The organism is Photorhabdus sp. RM322S, from assembly GCF_042879395.1.
Classification (GTDB): domain Bacteria; phylum Pseudomonadota; class Gammaproteobacteria; order Enterobacterales; family Enterobacteriaceae; genus Photorhabdus; species Photorhabdus khanii.
This window is the reverse complement of the sequence record NZ_JBHFKW010000020.1, coordinates 11,855-28,187: the sequence shown is the minus strand read 5'-3', so window position 1 is coordinate 28,187 and position 16,333 is coordinate 11,855. Positions and strand designations below refer to the sequence as shown.

Annotated in this window: 15 protein-coding genes; 6 read left to right on the top strand and 9 right to left on the bottom strand. The window is 40.5% G+C overall.

All coding sequences use genetic code 11. From position 1 onward, the window contains the following. Window positions 1-795 precede the first annotated feature (795 nt). Entirely contained in the window at window positions 796-1,110 is a 315-nt protein-coding gene (locus ACGF63_RS13200; protein WP_036850908.1) for a hypothetical protein, read from the bottom strand. 905 nt (window positions 1,111-2,015) lie between these two features. Between ACGF63_RS13200 and ACGF63_RS13195 the strand changes: the two genes are divergently transcribed. Beyond that, window positions 2,016-2,837 carry a hypothetical protein gene (locus ACGF63_RS13195; RefSeq protein ID WP_387631333.1) on the top strand — a complete coding sequence of 274 codons (822 nt, stop codon included), beginning with the start codon at window positions 2,016-2,018 and terminating at the stop codon, window positions 2,835-2,837. Between the two features lie 106 nt (window positions 2,838-2,943). On the opposite strand, the gene ACGF63_RS13190 is transcribed toward ACGF63_RS13195, so the two are convergent. The 3 genes from ACGF63_RS13190 to ACGF63_RS13180 all read right to left on the bottom strand — a co-directional run bounded on the left by ACGF63_RS13190 (window position 2,944) and on the right by ACGF63_RS13180 (window position 6,620). Next, window positions 2,944-4,242: an HAAAP family serine/threonine permease gene (locus tag ACGF63_RS13190; RefSeq protein ID WP_387631330.1), complete on the bottom strand. Its 1,299-nt coding sequence runs from the start codon at window positions 4,240-4,242 to the stop codon at window positions 2,944-2,946. Between the two features lie 967 nt (window positions 4,243-5,209). Next, window positions 5,210-5,806: an undecaprenyl-diphosphate phosphatase gene (gene ybjG, locus ACGF63_RS13185; RefSeq protein WP_036850915.1), complete on the bottom strand. Its 597-nt coding sequence runs from the start codon at window positions 5,804-5,806 to the stop codon at window positions 5,210-5,212. Between the two features lie 553 nt (window positions 5,807-6,359). Then, a complete protein-coding gene (locus ACGF63_RS13180) occupies window positions 6,360-6,620 on the bottom strand; it encodes a GrxA family glutaredoxin (protein WP_152962813.1) in 261 nt (86 codons plus the stop codon). A 157-nt stretch (window positions 6,621-6,777) separates the two neighbouring features. Between ACGF63_RS13180 and ACGF63_RS13175 the strand changes: the two genes are divergently transcribed. The 3 genes from ACGF63_RS13175 (at window position 6,778) to rlmC (ending at window position 8,872) form a co-directional block, all read left to right on the top strand. Beyond that, the gene (locus ACGF63_RS13175) at window positions 6,778-7,116 is read left to right on the top strand and encodes a YbjC family protein (RefSeq protein WP_239002427.1); all 339 of its coding nucleotides are present in this window, start codon (window positions 6,778-6,780) and stop codon (window positions 7,114-7,116) included. A gap of 85 nt (window positions 7,117-7,201) precedes the next feature. After that, a complete protein-coding gene (locus ACGF63_RS13170; RefSeq protein ID WP_152962814.1) occupies window positions 7,202-7,714 on the top strand; it encodes a YbjN domain-containing protein in 513 nt (170 codons plus the stop codon). Between the two features lie 24 nt (window positions 7,715-7,738). Next, window positions 7,739-8,872, top strand: coding sequence for a 23S rRNA (uracil(747)-C(5))-methyltransferase RlmC (gene rlmC, locus ACGF63_RS13165; RefSeq protein ID WP_152962815.1), 1,134 nt, complete (start codon window positions 7,739-7,741; stop codon window positions 8,870-8,872). A gap of 43 nt (window positions 8,873-8,915) precedes the next feature. On the opposite strand, the gene artM is transcribed toward rlmC, so the two are convergent. The 5 genes from artM to ACGF63_RS13140 all read right to left on the bottom strand — a co-directional run bounded on the left by artM (window position 8,916) and on the right by ACGF63_RS13140 (window position 12,964). Beyond that, a complete protein-coding gene (gene artM, locus ACGF63_RS13160; RefSeq protein WP_036850930.1) occupies window positions 8,916-9,584 on the bottom strand; it encodes an arginine ABC transporter permease ArtM in 669 nt (222 codons plus the stop codon). Continuing rightward, window positions 9,584-10,300 carry an arginine ABC transporter permease ArtQ gene (gene artQ, locus ACGF63_RS13155; RefSeq protein WP_036850933.1) on the bottom strand — a complete coding sequence of 239 codons (717 nt, stop codon included), beginning with the start codon at window positions 10,298-10,300 and terminating at the stop codon, window positions 9,584-9,586. Before artQ ends, artM begins: the two co-directional genes overlap by 1 nt. Window positions 10,301-10,313: 13 nt before the next feature. After that, window positions 10,314-11,048: an arginine ABC transporter substrate-binding protein gene (gene artJ, locus ACGF63_RS13150; RefSeq protein ID WP_036850937.1), complete on the bottom strand. Its 735-nt coding sequence runs from the start codon at window positions 11,046-11,048 to the stop codon at window positions 10,314-10,316. Between the two features lie 18 nt (window positions 11,049-11,066). Further along, window positions 11,067-11,795, bottom strand: a complete 729-nt coding sequence (gene artP / locus ACGF63_RS13145; protein WP_387631324.1) for an arginine ABC transporter ATP-binding protein ArtP — start codon at window positions 11,793-11,795, stop codon at window positions 11,067-11,069. 269 nt (window positions 11,796-12,064) lie between these two features. Beyond that, window positions 12,065-12,964 (bottom strand): lysine exporter LysO family protein, encoded by a 900-nt coding sequence (locus ACGF63_RS13140; protein ID WP_387631322.1) that lies wholly within the window; start codon window positions 12,962-12,964, stop codon window positions 12,065-12,067. A 308-nt stretch (window positions 12,965-13,272) separates the two neighbouring features. Between ACGF63_RS13140 and macA the strand changes: the two genes are divergently transcribed. Together macA and macB are read left to right on the top strand one after the other, a co-directional pair. After that, window positions 13,273-14,385, top strand: coding sequence for a macrolide transporter subunit MacA (gene macA, locus ACGF63_RS13135; RefSeq protein WP_387631319.1), 1,113 nt, complete (start codon window positions 13,273-13,275; stop codon window positions 14,383-14,385). Further along, window positions 14,385-16,328 carry a macrolide ABC transporter ATP-binding protein/permease MacB gene (gene macB / locus ACGF63_RS13130; protein ID WP_132352145.1) on the top strand — a complete coding sequence of 648 codons (1,944 nt, stop codon included), beginning with the start codon at window positions 14,385-14,387 and terminating at the stop codon, window positions 16,326-16,328. Before macA ends, macB begins: the two co-directional genes overlap by 1 nt. Window positions 16,329-16,333: the final 5 nt, after the last annotated feature.

Genomic DNA, 16,333 nt, shown 5'->3' with positions numbered 1-16,333 from the left:
ATGTAGTTGAAAAATAAATTCTTATTACTCAAATGTGCAGACCAATAATTTGGCCGCCGAAGAAATATAAGGTAATTGGTAATTGTGATCTATATTAAAAGTTTATCCGTGTTATATAATTATTGATGCAGTTAAAATGTCGCCAATAATATATTTCCTCTAAAGGGTTAGAGTTATAATAATCAAAGGTATAACGATAATCAAAAAATAACATTGATATTTATTTCTGTTTCTTTGAAAGGATAAAGTTAATAATCCATTTTAAATATAATGCGATTGGTGTAGGATATTATTGTTAATAATTACAATATAAAAATATTGTTTGTATAATTATATTTCGTAATGAAATATTAACGGCGCATAAAAATGAAAATGTTATACTATGTTGTTTGCAAAGCTTTATTTGATGATGTGTGTTATTTTTCAGGTGGTTTTTGATGGGTATTATTTTGTTGTGAAATTAGAAAGAATTAAAATTTGAGTAATTATTTTTTAATTTTCTGTTCGGAAGATATATAGTAAGATGAATTAATATTAATTTAATGATAAATTTTCGCTTCTCTATTAAATAGCGTTAAATATAACAATGGCAGGCAGAACGTTAATATTACGTTCTGCCTTGAATTTGATAGAATACGCCTTTGTAAAATCGGCATTATTCTACCTGGAAAATGTTGTGCTAAATATCCTATTGCAACAGTATTGTATTTTGCGATTCATTAAATCGCTTCAATCAGATCGATTTTCTATTAGGAATTATTATTTAGCCCAAGCATTTAACAACAAACGATCATTTTACATGGAGATTTCTACGCAATTAATATAATCGCAGCCGAGAGGTCCGACTTTTCCTACAATTCCTATCTTCACATCTTTCTTAGCGCAAAGAGCTTCCATAAGAACCTTATAAATAGCCATGCCTCTATTGTCCATAAGATTCCATTTCAACAGCATTTCTTCAGATACGCCACCATGGAATAATACTGTCACCATAACTTGCATAGCTTTATCTGGCATAACTCTCATGCAAATGATTTTACAGCCGCGTAAGAGCATATCGTCTACCATATCTTTATCTTTGATTAAAGAAGGATGCATGTCGTTAATCATAATATAAACTCCAAAATATAATCTAATGAATTGATAAATTAACTTATATTGTCCCAAAGTAAAGAACGAGAAGATGTTCTCTTGGGAAATATAAGGTGGTTGGTACTTCTACTATAAAAGCAATCTACATAAGAAATTTTTTTAGCACTAAAAATATAGGACAGTTAATGGTTTTAATTGGCATATAACATTTTGTCTAACACATATAACTATAGGTGCCATTTAGATGTTGTCAAATAAATTTCAAAAAATAATGTAATTAATTGATATGCAGAGTTATCTTCTTAAAAGATTAGAGAATATATTGTCAATGATAAAAATATAAAATAATTGTTATTTTCTACATTGTGTATAATTAGACGAAATTAAAATATTATTGATAATGTATTTGTTTGGAATGATTAGTTTGGTAATTAAAAATACAGATTATATTTTTAATTATTGTAAGTAAATATAGTTACTTTATTTGTTTGAAATTTATGTAAATATTGATGTAAATGAGATGTCGTATGTTTTTTTTACAAAAAATCCTTTTCTTTGTGAATTGTTCGTCTATTCTTAAAAAAACTTATTAGCGTATAAAATAGAGATATGATTAACTATTTCAATATTAAGGCTAAACGATTTTAGGTTATTTTTATATTTATCAAATAATTAATATTCTTAAGAATGAAATAATTATCATTCATCATTTTTTGGATAGGACAGTGGGTTGTTTGTTTTTGGGAGATAATTGATACATTTATTTAACACTTTTGCAGTAATACATTTGGGGGTAATAATAATACAGATCAGGAGGTTGTAAATTTTAATAACAATATATAGTTAAATTTTTGTTAATGTAATAATTATCGTTTTTTTAATGGGCGTATGTGCCCACTATTCTGTGATGAAAAGGTGGTTATATGTCATATCTTGATCCGCTAGAGCTTTCTATCCGTTTCGGAAATCGCAATAATTTGGGCGCTGATAAGCGATGGACAGATAAACCCGATCCTCTCCGTACTCTTAACCAAGAGCAATTCACTTACATTTATGAGGATAGCCTGCATTTTCTTTACGGTCGATATAGATTCAATTCAAGTAATGGACACGACAATATTTTGACGGATATGCAGGTATCGAAAATCAATACGGGAAAATATATTGATCAGTATGGTCACGATGAACAGTTTGAGGTTCTTGGCCTCCTTGGTGGCATGGGAACGTTTCCTTTGCATTCAATATTCGGTACGTTCAGAACAGAAGAAATAGATCTGGTTAGTTACTATTTTTATATTGCATATGTATTGACGGGTAGTTATTCAGTTCAAAATCGTTATTTTTACCAGGGTTATCCAATGGGGCCTAATAAAGATGAGGGATTGGATTACCTTCTTTCATGGAATGCCGTTGATATCATTCCACCACCGCATAAGCCTGGTTTACCGCGATATTTCCCTTTGATTAATGGTTATATTCTTTTCCCTTCAGCGACTAAGGCTGTGGTCATCTCGAATATTCCCACTGGTGCCAAGTTTATCCGCTTGGAGGAAACCGGAAATAGATTTCCTTTTACTGGAGAAGTTGTCACCAAGACGCCTTATATTTTAACAGATAAGTTGCGGCAACAATGGGAAGAGGAGGAACAGCAAGGGGTACCGATAGAAGAGCGCGGACATTTTGACGAAGATGACCTATGGCAATACGATGAACAAAAAGGAGATTGGGTGAAGTGGGAGGTATAGCTTAAATTTTTCCGTTAGCTGATCCAGGTGTTCTGATACTGAGAGTCAGAGGCCCATGTCATTATTCGGTTGCTGCCCGTAGAAGAGAGCAGCAACCGGGTGTTTATTATGCAAATAGCGAGTAAAGGACGGCGGAGATAGCAACCAGCCCCATGAAGAAGATAAATATGTTGCTCAGTTTGCCGCTATATTTGCGCATAGCAGGTACTTTACGGATTGCATACATTGGCATAATGAACAGCAACATTGCGATAACCGGGCCACCCAATCTTTCGATCATTTCCAGGATACTTGGGTTCAGGGTAGCCACTATCCATGTGGTTACTAACATGAAAATGGACGTGATACGATTCAGCTTTTTAGGCTCAATGGTTTTGCCCTGGTCGCGCAGTGTCTTAACAACCATACCGTTAAAACCTTCACGAGCCCCCAAATAATGACCAAGGAAAGACTTGGTAATTGCGATGAATGCAATAAACGGAGCAATGTAGGCAATCACTGGTGTATTAAAGTGATTAGCCAGATAAGACAGAATAGAAATATTTTGTGCTTTGGCTTCTGCCAGGTTCTCTGAAGACAGACTCAATACGCAACTGAATACGAAGAACATGACGGTCGCAACCATCATGATGTGCGCGTATGCCAGAATGCGGGAGCATTTTTTCTCAGCGTTTTCGCCATACTCTCCACGTTTTGCTACCGCGAACGCGGAGATGATTGGTGAGTGATTGAAGGAGAACACCATGACTGGAATCGCTAGCCACAGAGTAATCAGCAGTCCATGGCTTGCACCCGCGGTAGAAACAGTGATGTTTTCGAAGATAGCGGTGTTCCAGTTAGGGATCAGGTAAAACGCCAATAGCATCAAAACTGCAGCAAATGGGAATACCAGTACGCTCATCGCCTTAACGATAGCTTGTTCACCGAAACGAACGATGCTCATTATACCGACAATTAAGATCAGAGCCAGCAAGGCACGAGGTGGTGAGGGCAGATGTAATTGATGAACAATAAAACTGTCTACGGTGTTGGTAATCGCAACACTGTAAACCAGCAGAATCGGATAGATAGCGAAAAAGTAGAGCAGGGTGATCAATTTACCTGCCAAGTTGCCAAAGTGTTCTTCTACCACCTCGGTAATATCTTCACCTGGATTCTTGCCGGACAGAACGAAACGACACATTCCTCGGTGAGCAAAGAATGTCATTGGGAAAGCCAGTAGTGCCATCACCAGCAGTGGCAGCAGACCACCAATACCTGCGTTGATGGGTAGAAACAGCACACCAGCACCAATCGCGGTACCATATAAGCCAAGCATCCATACTGTATCTGATTTACGCCAGGTTTTATAATCGCTTGGGCTGGTAGCCGGGGAAGCGATCGTACCTGTTTGAGTCATATCCATAGTTATCTCCGAGAATAACGCGGTAAATTAAAAAACAAAACTACAATGCCGCAGGCATGTAAATGCGTGTGGTCTAACTCTTTCTTTATAAATATAATTTCTTTAAATATCTCTGGTTTTTATTTAAACGTTTTTATTACCACATTAACATCTTGGTCGAAAATTAGACTTTAAATTAGTCAGCCAGAATTTTCGCTTTACTTTCTCTTTTGAAAGAAAGTTTGGGAATGTTAAAGCTAAAATTTTGATTTCGGCAAGATAGCGATTTTTAGTGAATAGTACTGTGATCATCATCTCAAATGCGTAATATATCCCGAAAAGTCATCATGTTACGAAATTTAATGTAATTGTTACCTGAATATTGCCAATTTTAATAAGGTCAAATTATAACCTCAATTTATCTATTACTCAACTCTCATTATTCTCTTATGTTTTTGCTATTTTCTATCTTGTGTTTACATATTAATAAATGCAAGCGACAAATAGAAGTAATAGTTAATAAATTGATAAATATCAATTCGTTACCAGATATGAAAATAGGTATATCTTGTGTGATGTTTGTATCTTTGTGAAAAATATATATAAAATAAGAATATCAGATTGATAGCATCAATAATATGCATGAAATATGTACTATTCATTCTTTGATCAGGTTTTAATAATCTCTTTCGTTATGTATTTATTTACATAGTGATTTGTACAGATTTTCTTGATTTATGGAAAGAGTTGAGCTGAGTTTAAAGGCAAATAAATGTTAAATAGAATGTGGGATATTATCCTGTTGTTTAACTAATGTTCATTTTTGCGTATGAAATTAGCCAATAATTTCTAATAAAAAGATTTTGATTAAGACGGAAATCTGCTTATCTGGGATAATTAAGTTGCATGTATATTGTCTGTTGAAAACACGGTACTGGCATAAAAACCTGCACTTTTGTGAGCCTGGGTTTTTATTGGCAGTGTGTTGCTAGCTTTTTATCCAACCTTTCCGGATAGGAAAAGAGCAGCTGCGCTGATACAGGCTGTGTAATTTTTTTTGCAAATTTTCGCCGAACAGAGTCCATACCATTTGTGTAAAAGCACACCCCATCAGGCTGACGAGAAATGCCCCAACCATATCCATCGGCCAATGAACGCCTAAATAGACTCTGGCCCATGCGATAGCCAGTGCAGTTGTCATCAGACCTAGGCTAGGTAAGATTCTGTACCAGAACAGAAAGGATAAAGCGAAAGTGAAGACAATTGTCCCATGATCACTTGGGAATGAGGTTGTTGGCGCGTGGAGAAGAAAATTGTAACCAAAACCTTCGACGAAAGGGCGATCGTGAGGACAGAGTAAACCGATACAGTATGAGGCTAGCATCGCAAAACAGGAAGACATGGTGGTTTTACTGACGATAATCCGATGATGGGGAAGAGCGCGCTCTGAACCCCAAAACCAGAAACCAGCCAATGTCAGAGGGAAAATAAGAACCAGGTATTTCGCAATGAAAATAGCCGTTGCAATCATGACAGGTGATGATTCAGGCGTAGCATTGAAAAAAGTAAACAGATTATGGTTCATTTGCTCTAACAAATCGGGCCTCACATATGGTCATTTATTTATGTACATCACGACAGCTGGACGCAAGAGAGTAAAATTGCTTGGCTTGTGAGTAAAGAATAATTGTCTTGATTATGTGTGTTATTTATTTTTGGTTTATATTTCCATCAAGAAAATATCAGGTGGTAATAATGATAAAAAATCATCAATTTATTGATATATATAAGATTATACTCTGGTTTGGCCCTGTGATAGTACTCATGCCTGATAGCTTGAGCATCAGTAGAATGGTGATGTGTTGATGAAGGTCATATTTTTCAGGCAATAAAAAAACCCGATAGTCTTGAACCAAAATGGATGAACTATCGGGTTCCTCAATATGGGGATATCAAAGAAAAGCAGTGGCATTAAGTCAGACTACGATTTGGCAGAAAAGTTCTTCGTGATTAAGAAAAAAAGACAAATTTTTTTTCGATTTGATGAAAATGACATTTTTTGCACAAGTCAACCTGGTCAATGGTTATTAATAATCCCGCGTTATTTTTACAGCAACAAAGTAAAGCGTGAAGTTTGATTATTGCAACAGTTGGTGTTTTTTTACATACGCTTCGAAATCTGTGCAACCACCGATATGTTTTTCATCAACAAAAATCTGTGGAACAGTTTCTACGGGTTTGCCGACTGTTTTTTCCAGATCCGCTTTAGTGATGCCTTCTGCGTGAATATCAACATAACGGAAGTCAAAGTCATCACGTTGTTCTTTCAGTCGTTCAGCCAGTTCTTTTGCGTGGACACAGTATGGGCAGCCAGGACGGCCGAAAATCACAGTAAACATATAAACTCCTTTTGGTTATCTTAAAATAGTGTTGTTTGCTGTATTGCTCATGTTCGTTTATCGCTACTATGCCTGTATAGATGAGCAAAAAAAAGCAGGAATTGCCTTTTGTTTTAATTAATCATACCAATTTTGGCTGCGGGCTTTCGGTAGTATAATGCAATACAATGTCGTCAGTGAGGGTGCAATGAAGAGTCATAAAGACCGTATGAGTTCATTGGTAGATATGCCAAAACAGGTTATCTTGCTGGAAATTATCGGCATCGGGTGGCTGATACTGGCATATTTGACTGTTAATGATATTGTCATCTTAACGGATCTACTAATGACGCCAGTAGCGCATATTGTTATGATTTTCGTTGGTATTGGTTGTTTGGTTCCTGCTGCGGTCAACATTATCTGGCGTGCAGTATATTGCCTCTCTTTTTTGGGAATCGATGATAAAAAAGAGAGCAAAAATAAGACAAAGGGGAGCGATAACGGTAAAGAAAAATAATTTATCAGCTATTGGTGATAGCGCGATAAAGAATTATTTCGTAAGCTATAGCGCTTTTTCATTTTCCGTTGTATGGGGTTGTTAGATGGGTTCACTTGTCATTCCTGACTTATCAGTATTGCGTGAGTGGTTGGATCAGCTCAAAATTTCCTACTTTGAGTGCGATTCATGCCTGGCATTGCATCTACCTCATATGCAGAATATTGATGGTTTATTCGATGCTAAAATTGATCTGTTGGACAATGTAATTTTGTTCTCTGCTTTGGCTGAGGTGAAGCCAACAGCAATTATTCCTCTGATGGCTAATCTAAGTCAGATTAACTCGAGTTCGCTGACGATTAAGGCTTTTCTTGATATTCAGGATGAAAACTTACCGAAGTTAGTGGTATGTCAATCTTTCCTTGTTTCAGCCGGGCTGACTTTTTCCCAATTTTCTCATTTTTTGCAGCAGAGCGAAGAACAGGTTGCGGGTGTGATTTTTGAAATTCACAGTAATAATTTGTTGTATATTAACAGTGATATCGAAATCGAGGGTGAGATTGAAGAGGAAGAAGAGTCACAGACTTCCGTTAAAACACCGACTTTTACTTTGCACTAATATTTCCAACACGGTCATTCAACAATGCAATGTACGCAGTATTCCGCTGGGCATTGTCACTCCTGTCAGTGGCTCGAAAAACCCTATTTTCAGCAGTTAGAAGATAAGCAGCAGAATTTAAAACAGTTATTTTGCCAAACCATCGTGAATCAATGGTTGCCTCCGATTGCCAGTCAACAAAACGCCTTTCGTAATAAAGCTAAAATGGTCGTCAGTGGCAGTGTAGAGCGTCCATTGCTGGGCATGTTGCATCGCGATGGGATTGCTGTTGATCTGTGTAACTGTCCTCTCTATCCAGCGCATTTTCAGCCTGTATTTGATGTCGTTAAATCTTTCATTGCTTGTGCTGGATTGACGCCATATAACGTTGCCCGTAAACGGGGTGAGCTGAAATACCTGTTACTGACGGAAAGCCGTCATAGCGGTGAAATGATGCTGCGTTTTGTACTGCGTTCTGAAACGAAAATTGCTCAACTGGAACGTGCTTTGCCCCGGTTGTGGGAGCAATTGCCACAGCTTAAGGTTATCTCTGCCAATATTCAGCCAATCCATATGGCGATCCTGGAAGGTGAAAAGGAGATCCTGTTTACTGAGCAAAAAGCACTAAAAGAAGAATTTAATGGCGTTCCTCTTTATATTCGGCCACGCAGTTTTTTCCAGACTAACCCGGAAATTGCTTCTGAGTTGTATGCGACGGCAGGGCGTTGGGTTCGTGAACTGAAAATCAGCAGTATGTGGGATCTGTTCTGTGGCGTTGGTGGTTTTGGCCTTCATTGTGCGGGTAAAAATACCCGTTTAACTGGAATTGAAATCAGCTCTGAAGCGATTGATTGTGCCGCTGATTCGGCCAAAACATTGGGTTTGGAAAACATTGAGTTCCAGGCTTTGGATTCAACGCACTTTGCTGTAGCAAAAGATCACATTCCTCAATTGGTTCTGGTCAATCCACCTCGTCGGGGAATTGGTAAAGAGCTGTGTGATTATCTCAGTAGAATGGCACCGGATTATATTCTTTATTCAAGCTGCAATGCTCAGACAATGGCGAAAGATATCAGTGAGTTGGTCAACTACCGTGTGGAAAAAACGCAGTTGTTTGATATGTTCCCTCATACTGAGCATTACGAAGTGTTGACGTTATTGGTGTTAAATCAAAACTGAATGATAGACGTGCCTGGGATTCCGGTAGGAACGCCTATCCCTTTTAATTACGATGCTCAAAAGCCAGCGCGCGGCGTTCAATCATCCGCATCAGCAAAGTCAGGATACCGTTAACACACAGATAAATCATACCTGCGGCAACAAAAACCATCACATCATAATTACGGCCAAACAGAAGCTGACTGTATCCCATTACCTCCAGCAAAGTTATCGTACTTGCAAGAGAAGTACTCTTGAAAATCAACACAACTTCGTTGGAATAGGAAGACAACGCCCGTTTGAAGGCATATGGCAGCAGGATCCGCATGGATTGCGCTTTAGACATTCCCAGCGCCTGACAGGATTGCCACTGACCTACGGGAATGGCTTTTACTGCGCCGTAGAATAGCAGCGTAGAATAGGCTGCACTGTTGAGCGCCAGTGTTACCATTGCACACAGCCAGGGTTCAGACAGTAAATGCCAAAGCCACGGATACTCTTTTAACGATGGAAATTGCCCAGGCCCGTAATAAACCAGAAAGAACTGCACCAGTAAAGGCGTACCAGTAAACAGAGTAATGTAGGTTTTTACCAGCTGTGTCAGTACCGGTAATTTGATGGTCAGAACCATAGTGAACAGCACGGACATTATGAAAGCGGTAAAAAGAGCCGCAACGGTCAGGCTCAGACTGGTTTGCAGCCCTGACAGAATTTGTTGAATATACTCAAGCATCAGGAAGCACTCCGATCAAAGCGTGTGGTATGCATCTCAATTTTCTTCAGAATAAACTGACTGATCAGGGTGATAATCAGATAGATAAGCGCCACGATCATATACCAGGTAAAGGGCTCCTGAGTTCGTGTCGCAATACTTTTGGTTTGCAGCATCAGATCATTAACACTGATAAGCGATACCAATGCGGTGTCTTTCAGTAAAACCAGCCATTGGTTACCGAGCCCTGGCAGAGCATGTCGCCACATCTGAGGCATTATCAGGCGGAAAAATATTTCAGTGCGGCCGAGACCTAATGCCTGACCCGCTTCCCATTGGCCGGCAGGAATGGCTTTTATCGCGCCCCGAAGTGTCTGGGATGCATAGGCAGAGTAGAGCAGGGAAAGCGCAATGACACCACAAAGGAATGGGCTGACATAAAAATCCTGAATATCTATCTGAATTCTGGGATGCCAGAAGATAAGATAAACATCAAAGCCGTCCGCCAGTGTCATCAGAAGTTGTGATGCGCCGAAGTAGACGAACAGCACTACTAAAATTTCGGGCAATCCCCGGAAAAGGGTGACCCAGCAGGTGCCGAGCATGGCAAAAGGTTTCCATCGCGCGGATTCCCAGGCAGCAAATAGCATGGCTAAAATCAGACCTAGAACTAACGCAGAAACGGCAAGGCCGACGGTGATGCCGGCGGCACTTGCTAGAGATTGAAATTCATTCATTGAGATTCAGTTATTATTCAAACCATTTTTTATAGATGATGTCATAAGTGCCATCTCGTTTGATTTCAGCCAGTGCTTTGTTCAGTTTATCCTGTAGCTCTTTGTTGCCTTTACGCACTGCAATCCCTAAACCGATACCAAAGTAATTTTTGTCAGTGACTTTATTACCCACAGTACTTAGGTTTTCATTTTTTTTCAGCCACTCGTTGACAACGGCGGTGTCACCGAAGACAGCTTCCAGACGGCCATTTTTCAGATCCAGAATGGCATTCTGATAGCTGTCATAGGGAACGGTTTTAATCTCTTTTCGTTGTTCCATCAGGTACTTTTGGTGAGTTGTACCATTCTGGATACCCACTTGTTTGCCTTTCAGTTCAGCGATGCTGGAAACCTTGTCTTTAACTGTGATAAATATCGCTGAGTTATCGTAATAAGTGTCAGTAAAATCAACCTGTTTCTGGCGTTCAGGGGTGATATCCATACCTGCCACTAAAGCGTCGAAGCGACGGAATTTCAGGCTTGGGATCAGGCTGTCAAATGATTGGTTAGTGAAAGTACATGTCGCATTAATTTGCTCACAGATAGCATTGGCCAGATCGATATCAAAACCCTGAATTTTATTATTTGCATCAATGAATTCAAAAGGAGGATAAGTGGCTTCCGTGGCAAAACGAAGGGTTTCTTTTCCCGTGGCGGTTGCAGATAAAGTAACGGTCCCCAGGAGGGCGGCAAGGAGTAATTTTTTCATCGCTATATCCTATAATAGTTAGTGTGACAGATAATTAGCAAAGGCTTTGGTTTGTGGTTGGGTAAAATGGCTGATATCACCTTGTTCTATAATGCGGCCGTTTTCCATATAGACGACATGGCTAGCGGCCTTACGGGCGATTTCCACTTCATGGGTAACGATAATCTGTGTAATACCTGTTGCGGATAATTCATGGATAATATTCACCACTTGGGCGGTGATTTCCGGGTCCAGTGCTGCCGTTGGTTCATCAAATAATAAAACCTGTGGTTCCATCATCAATGCCCGTGCAATAGCGACCCGCTGCTGTTGCCCACCGGATAAATGTTGTGGAAAGCGACCAGCAAAATCTTCCAGGCGCAAACGGGAAAGTAGCTTATCCGCCTTTTCCTGAGCCTGTTGTTTGGATAAACCGAGCACACGACAAGGTGCCTCGATCAGGTTATCCATAACAGTGAGGTGAGGCCACAAATTATATTGCTGAAAAACCATACCGACATTCTGGCGTAGAGAACGAATCTCCTTTATTCCTGGTGTTTGTGAAAAATCGAATTGATGATTAGCAACAGTCAACTGGCCGGATCGCGGTATTTCCAGCAGGTTTAATACCCGCAACAACGTGCTTTTACCTGCGCCACTTGGCCCTAGCAAAACCATCGTTTCCCCTGAAGAACACTTAAGATTAATATCAAACAGTGCCTGATGTGCGCCGTAATAGCAATCAATGCTTTTTAATTGAATACTCATGCTTTAATTCTGAATAGTCAGTGGTTTATCTCGATGCTAAACCCGTTGGCATAATTATGCAATATCTTACGCATAGAATATTATTAATTGATATTTCAATTACATGTCTGATTAATCTGTTCTACTCGCGCTTTGTACAATTCGTTAACAAAAGCTTACTTATTCTGTTTCCATACAGCGGGAGATGAATAGTTATTGCTTACTTCTTAGTAATTAAGCGCTCAGATTATCATCAATAATATCAAGTGTCATTGTGGCTTAAATTCTGATTAAGTAAAGAATGCGATCAGTAAAGGGGCCAGTAAGCTCAACAAAAAACCGTGAACAATAGCTGCCGGAACAATACCGACTCCACCACATCGTTGTAATACCGGCAGAGTGAAATCCATAGAAGTTGCACCGCTTAGCCCTATTGCGCTTGACCGATACCGATTGACCAGAACCGGAATGAGCATAATTGCTGCAAGTTCACGCGCCAGATCATTAAAGAACGCGGCACTGCCGATGACGGGGCCGTAAGCATCGGAAAGTAAGATACCAGAGAGAGAATACCAGCCGTAGCCGGAAGCCAACGCTAAACCAGTTTTCACTGGCAGCCCAAGAATAAGCGCTGCAACCACACCACCGGCGAGCGCACTGACCGCAACAACAAGCGCAATAGTTGTGCCCCGGCGGTTTAGTAATATCTGTTTCAGGTTCATACCGCCGTTACGTAATTGAATACCTACCAATAACAGCAAAACAACCAGAGCAATTTCACTGGCACGACTGGCGAAATGTAACCATGACCAGCCGGTAAGCCCAATCAGGAAACCTAAAATCAGGACACCACATAATTTCAGTGATTCAAAAATCATATGTAAACGGGAAGGGGGTTTTTCCTGTTTATGCGAGTTAGTAATCCAAGGATCGCGTTTTTCCAGTAGGAATAATGCCAGCATATTGGCTGCGAAAATACATAAGAAAAATACAGTGGCATATTGAAAAATAGAGAAGAGGTTACGGCTTAAATCTTCCAGTAAAGCTAAACTTATTCCCATTAAAAACAGAATGACATAGACCATCGCATTAAGGAGACGATGAACAGCATTTAACCCTGTTTGATTATTCAAACGGATAAGATAACCTAGAGTTAACGGCAAAAGAATGATCAGCAGCCCAGAATACATAATTAACATCCTTTAAAACGGTTAACGTCTTTATTTATCCAAGTTTCGTATAAAAATCAGCCTTAAAGGCCACAAAAATAAAGATAACAATTTTTTTACATTAAGAGAATAGCCAGGATAGGGTGAAGTATGTTGTTGCTCAAAGAATTTTTTATTCTTAAGGTGGGTGAACTTTCAGTGGGTATAAAAATCGAATGGGGACTACATCTTTCTGGGATTGAGTGGAAGTTTCTGGTTATTCGTAGCATTACAGGAAACATTGTTTTTTATCATTTCTTTTATCCAATGCTTAAGATGGTGATATTTAAATGAATTTTATTCGTTCGAAACGTCGATGGGTGGGGTTGTTAGCTATTGTGGCAGTTATCGCATTGCTTCTGGGGTATTTTCTGCATGGGCCAGAAACGGTTAAATATCAGACTGTATCTGTTATTAAAGGCGATTTGGAGAAAAATGTCCTGGCCACAGGGAAGCTGGATGCTGTCAGAAAAGTAGATGTAGGGGCACAGGTTAGTGGTCAGTTGCAGAACTTGTATGTTGAAGTGGGTGATAAGGTGACAAAAGGCCAATTACTGGCATTGATCGATCCTAAACCGGCTCAAAACCAAGTAAAAGAAGTTGAAGCGACGATTAAAGAATTAAACGCTAATCTGATGGAGGCCAGGGCGCAATTGAAACTGGCGCAGCTGACATTACAACGTCAGAACAATCTGGCAAAAGTGCAGGCAGTCTCTCACCAGGAATTGGATCAGGTTAAAACGGATGTTGAAGTGAAAAGAGCGAAGGTAGAAACTTTGCTGGCGCAAATCAGTAAAAATCAGGCCAGCCTTGATACTGCCCGGGCTAATTTACAATACACCCGTATTACCGCGCCGATGGAGGGTATTGTTGTCAATATTAAAACACTCCAGGGGCAAACGGTCATTGCGGCACAGGAAGCCCCGACTATTCTGACATTGGCTGATCTTGGCACGATGCTGGTAAAAGCAGAAGTTTCAGAGGCGGATGTGATTGACCTGAAACCCGGTCAGAAAGCTTCGTTTACCGTATTAGGCGCACCTGATAAAAATTTCACTGGTGTGTTGAAAGATATCTTGCCGACGCCAGAAAAGATTAATGATGCAATTTTCTTTTATGCCCGTTTTGAGGTGCCTAACCCTAAGCAACTTTTGCGTTTACAAATGACGGCTCAAGTAAAAGTCCAGCTCGATTCCCATCGTGGCGTGTTAATGCTCCCGCTTTCTGCTCTGGGTAAACAGATTACCCCAACCCGCTATGAGGTGGATATCCTGAAGGGGGGGAAAGAAGAGAAACAGGAAGTGGTTATTGGTGTACGTAATGATGTGAATGTACAGATTTTGTCCGGTTTGAAAGAACATGAGCAGGTGATTACCGGTCGTGGTGAAACAGGGGATGAGTAATGAATGCGTTACTTGAGCTGAGAGGCATAGAGCGCAGCTATTCCGCTGGCGAGCAACAGATAAAAGTACTTGATGATGTCACCTTGTCTATTCACTCCGGTGAGATGGTTGCGATTATTGGCGCTTCCGGGTCTGGTAAATCGACACTGATGAATATCCTTGGCTGTCTTGATAAACCCAGTCGTGGTGAATACCGGGTCGCGGGGCAGAATGTTGCTGAACTGAATAATGATGAACTGGCGGCACTGAGACGGGAGCATTTTGGGTTTATTTTTCAGCGTTATCATTTGCTGACCCATTTGACTGCTGAACAGAATGTAGAAATTCCTGCGATTTACGCCGGGGCGGCTAAAACTGTACGCAGACAGAGAGCAATAGAGTTGCTTGGTCGTCTGGGGCTTGACGAGAGAGTCAACTATCGGCCAGGGCAGCTCTCTGGTGGACAGCAGCAGAGGGTCAGTATCGCCAGGGCGTTGATGAATGGTGGTCAGGTTATTTTGGCTGATGAGCCAACAGGGGCGCTGGATAGCCATTCTGGTGAAGAGGTGATGGCTATCCTCAAACAACTGTGTGAACAGGGGCATACCGTTATTATTGTCACGCATGATCCAAAAATCGCAGCGCAGGCACAGCGGATTATTGAGATCAAAGACGGTCACATTATGAATGACTCGGGCTCGCAATTGAGTAAAACCGTGACGGAAGCCCCACCGATAACATCAAAAATATCATCAATACGTCAGATTTTTGGCCGATTTAATGAAGCTTTATTGATGGCATGGCGGGCGATGGTCGTCAACAAGATGCGGACCTTGTTGACGATGTTAGGGATTATTATTGGTATCGCGTCTGTAGTGACTATTTTGGTTATTGGCGATGCCGCCAAGGCATTGGTGTTATCCGATATTAAAGAGATTGCAACGAATACCATTAGTATTTATCCGGGAGAAGATTTTGGCAGCGACGATCCGGTCAGTAAGCAAGCGCTGAAAATCGCGGATGTAGACGCTATCAGAGCACAACCCTATATTCTGGCGGTTTCACCGGATATTGAGGGAGGGACGCGCCTTCGTAAAGGAAACATTGATGTTGCTGCGAGAGTCTCCGGCATTGGTGATGAATATTTTCAGGTTTATGCTTTGTACTTTGCTCAGGGAATGAGTTTTACATCGGATATGGTACGCCGTCAGGGGCAAGTTGTGGTTATTGATAAAAATACCCAGCGTAAATTATTTCCTCATCAAAAAAATGTGATTGGTGAAGTCATTCTAATGGGTAATATGCCTGCCACTATTGTCGGGGTGATAGCTGAAAGAAAATCGGCATTAGGCAGTGATAGTTCATTACATGTCTGGTTACCTTATAGCACGATGACCAGTCGCCTGCTCAACCGGAATTATCTGGATTCAATTGTTGTCAGAATCAAGGATGGTCACAGCTCTAAGGAAGTAGAACAGAAGATTGTTCGATTGCTGACTTTACGCCACGGGAAAAAGGATATTTTCACCTATAACACGGATATGCTGATAAAAACGGTGGAAAAAACGACCCGTACTTTACAGCTGTTTTTGACAATGGTGGCGGTAATCTCACTGATCGTTGGTGGTATCGGGGTCATGAATATTATGTTGGTTTCGGTGACTGAACGCACGAGAGAGATTGGCATCCGTATGGCCGTAGGGGCCAGAACCAGCGATGTTATGCAGCAGTTTCTGATAGAAGCTATTTTGGTTTGTCTGGTAGGCGGTGTTTTGGGAATAGCACTGTCTTATACGATTGCATTTATTGCTCAACTGGCACTGCCTGGCTGGAGTTTTGTTTTCCAGCCAGTGGCTTTACTTAGTGCTTTCGCTTGTTCTACCGCAATTGGTGTGATATTTGGATTTTTACCGGCCCGTAATGCTGCCCGTCTTGATCCGATAGACGCTTTGGCGAGAGAATAGAAAGT

Coding starts and splice junctions, on each gene's coding strand:
- ybjG (WP_036850915.1), bottom strand. CDS start 5,806: ATGAACCATAATCTGTTTACTTTTTTCAATGCTACGCCTGAATCATCA.
- artM (WP_036850930.1), bottom strand. CDS start 9,584: ATGCTTGAGTATATTCAACAAATTCTGTCAGGGCTGCAAACCAGTCTG.
- ACGF63_RS13170 (WP_152962814.1), top strand. CDS start 7,202: ATGGGTTCACTTGTCATTCCTGACTTATCAGTATTGCGTGAGTGGTTG.
- ACGF63_RS13195 (WP_387631333.1), top strand. CDS start 2,016: ATGTCATATCTTGATCCGCTAGAGCTTTCTATCCGTTTCGGAAATCGC.
- macA (WP_387631319.1), top strand. CDS start 13,273: ATGAATTTTATTCGTTCGAAACGTCGATGGGTGGGGTTGTTAGCTATT.
- artP (WP_387631324.1), bottom strand. CDS start 11,795: ATGAGTATTCAATTAAAAAGCATTGATTGCTATTACGGCGCACATCAG.
- artJ (WP_036850937.1), bottom strand. CDS start 11,048: ATGAAAAAATTACTCCTTGCCGCCCTCCTGGGGACCGTTACTTTATCT.
- ACGF63_RS13200 (WP_036850908.1), bottom strand. CDS start 1,110: ATGATTAACGACATGCATCCTTCTTTAATCAAAGATAAAGATATGGTA.
- rlmC (WP_152962815.1), top strand. CDS start 7,739: ATGCAATGTACGCAGTATTCCGCTGGGCATTGTCACTCCTGTCAGTGG.
- ACGF63_RS13175 (WP_239002427.1), top strand. CDS start 6,778: ATGCAATACAATGTCGTCAGTGAGGGTGCAATGAAGAGTCATAAAGAC.
- ACGF63_RS13140 (WP_387631322.1), bottom strand. CDS start 12,964: ATGTATTCTGGGCTGCTGATCATTCTTTTGCCGTTAACTCTAGGTTAT.
- ACGF63_RS13190 (WP_387631330.1), bottom strand. CDS start 4,242: ATGGATATGACTCAAACAGGTACGATCGCTTCCCCGGCTACCAGCCCA.
- ACGF63_RS13180 (WP_152962813.1), bottom strand. CDS start 6,620: ATGTTTACTGTGATTTTCGGCCGTCCTGGCTGCCCATACTGTGTCCAC.
- macB (WP_132352145.1), top strand. CDS start 14,385: ATGAATGCGTTACTTGAGCTGAGAGGCATAGAGCGCAGCTATTCCGCT.
- artQ (WP_036850933.1), bottom strand. CDS start 10,300: ATGAATGAATTTCAATCTCTAGCAAGTGCCGCCGGCATCACCGTCGGC.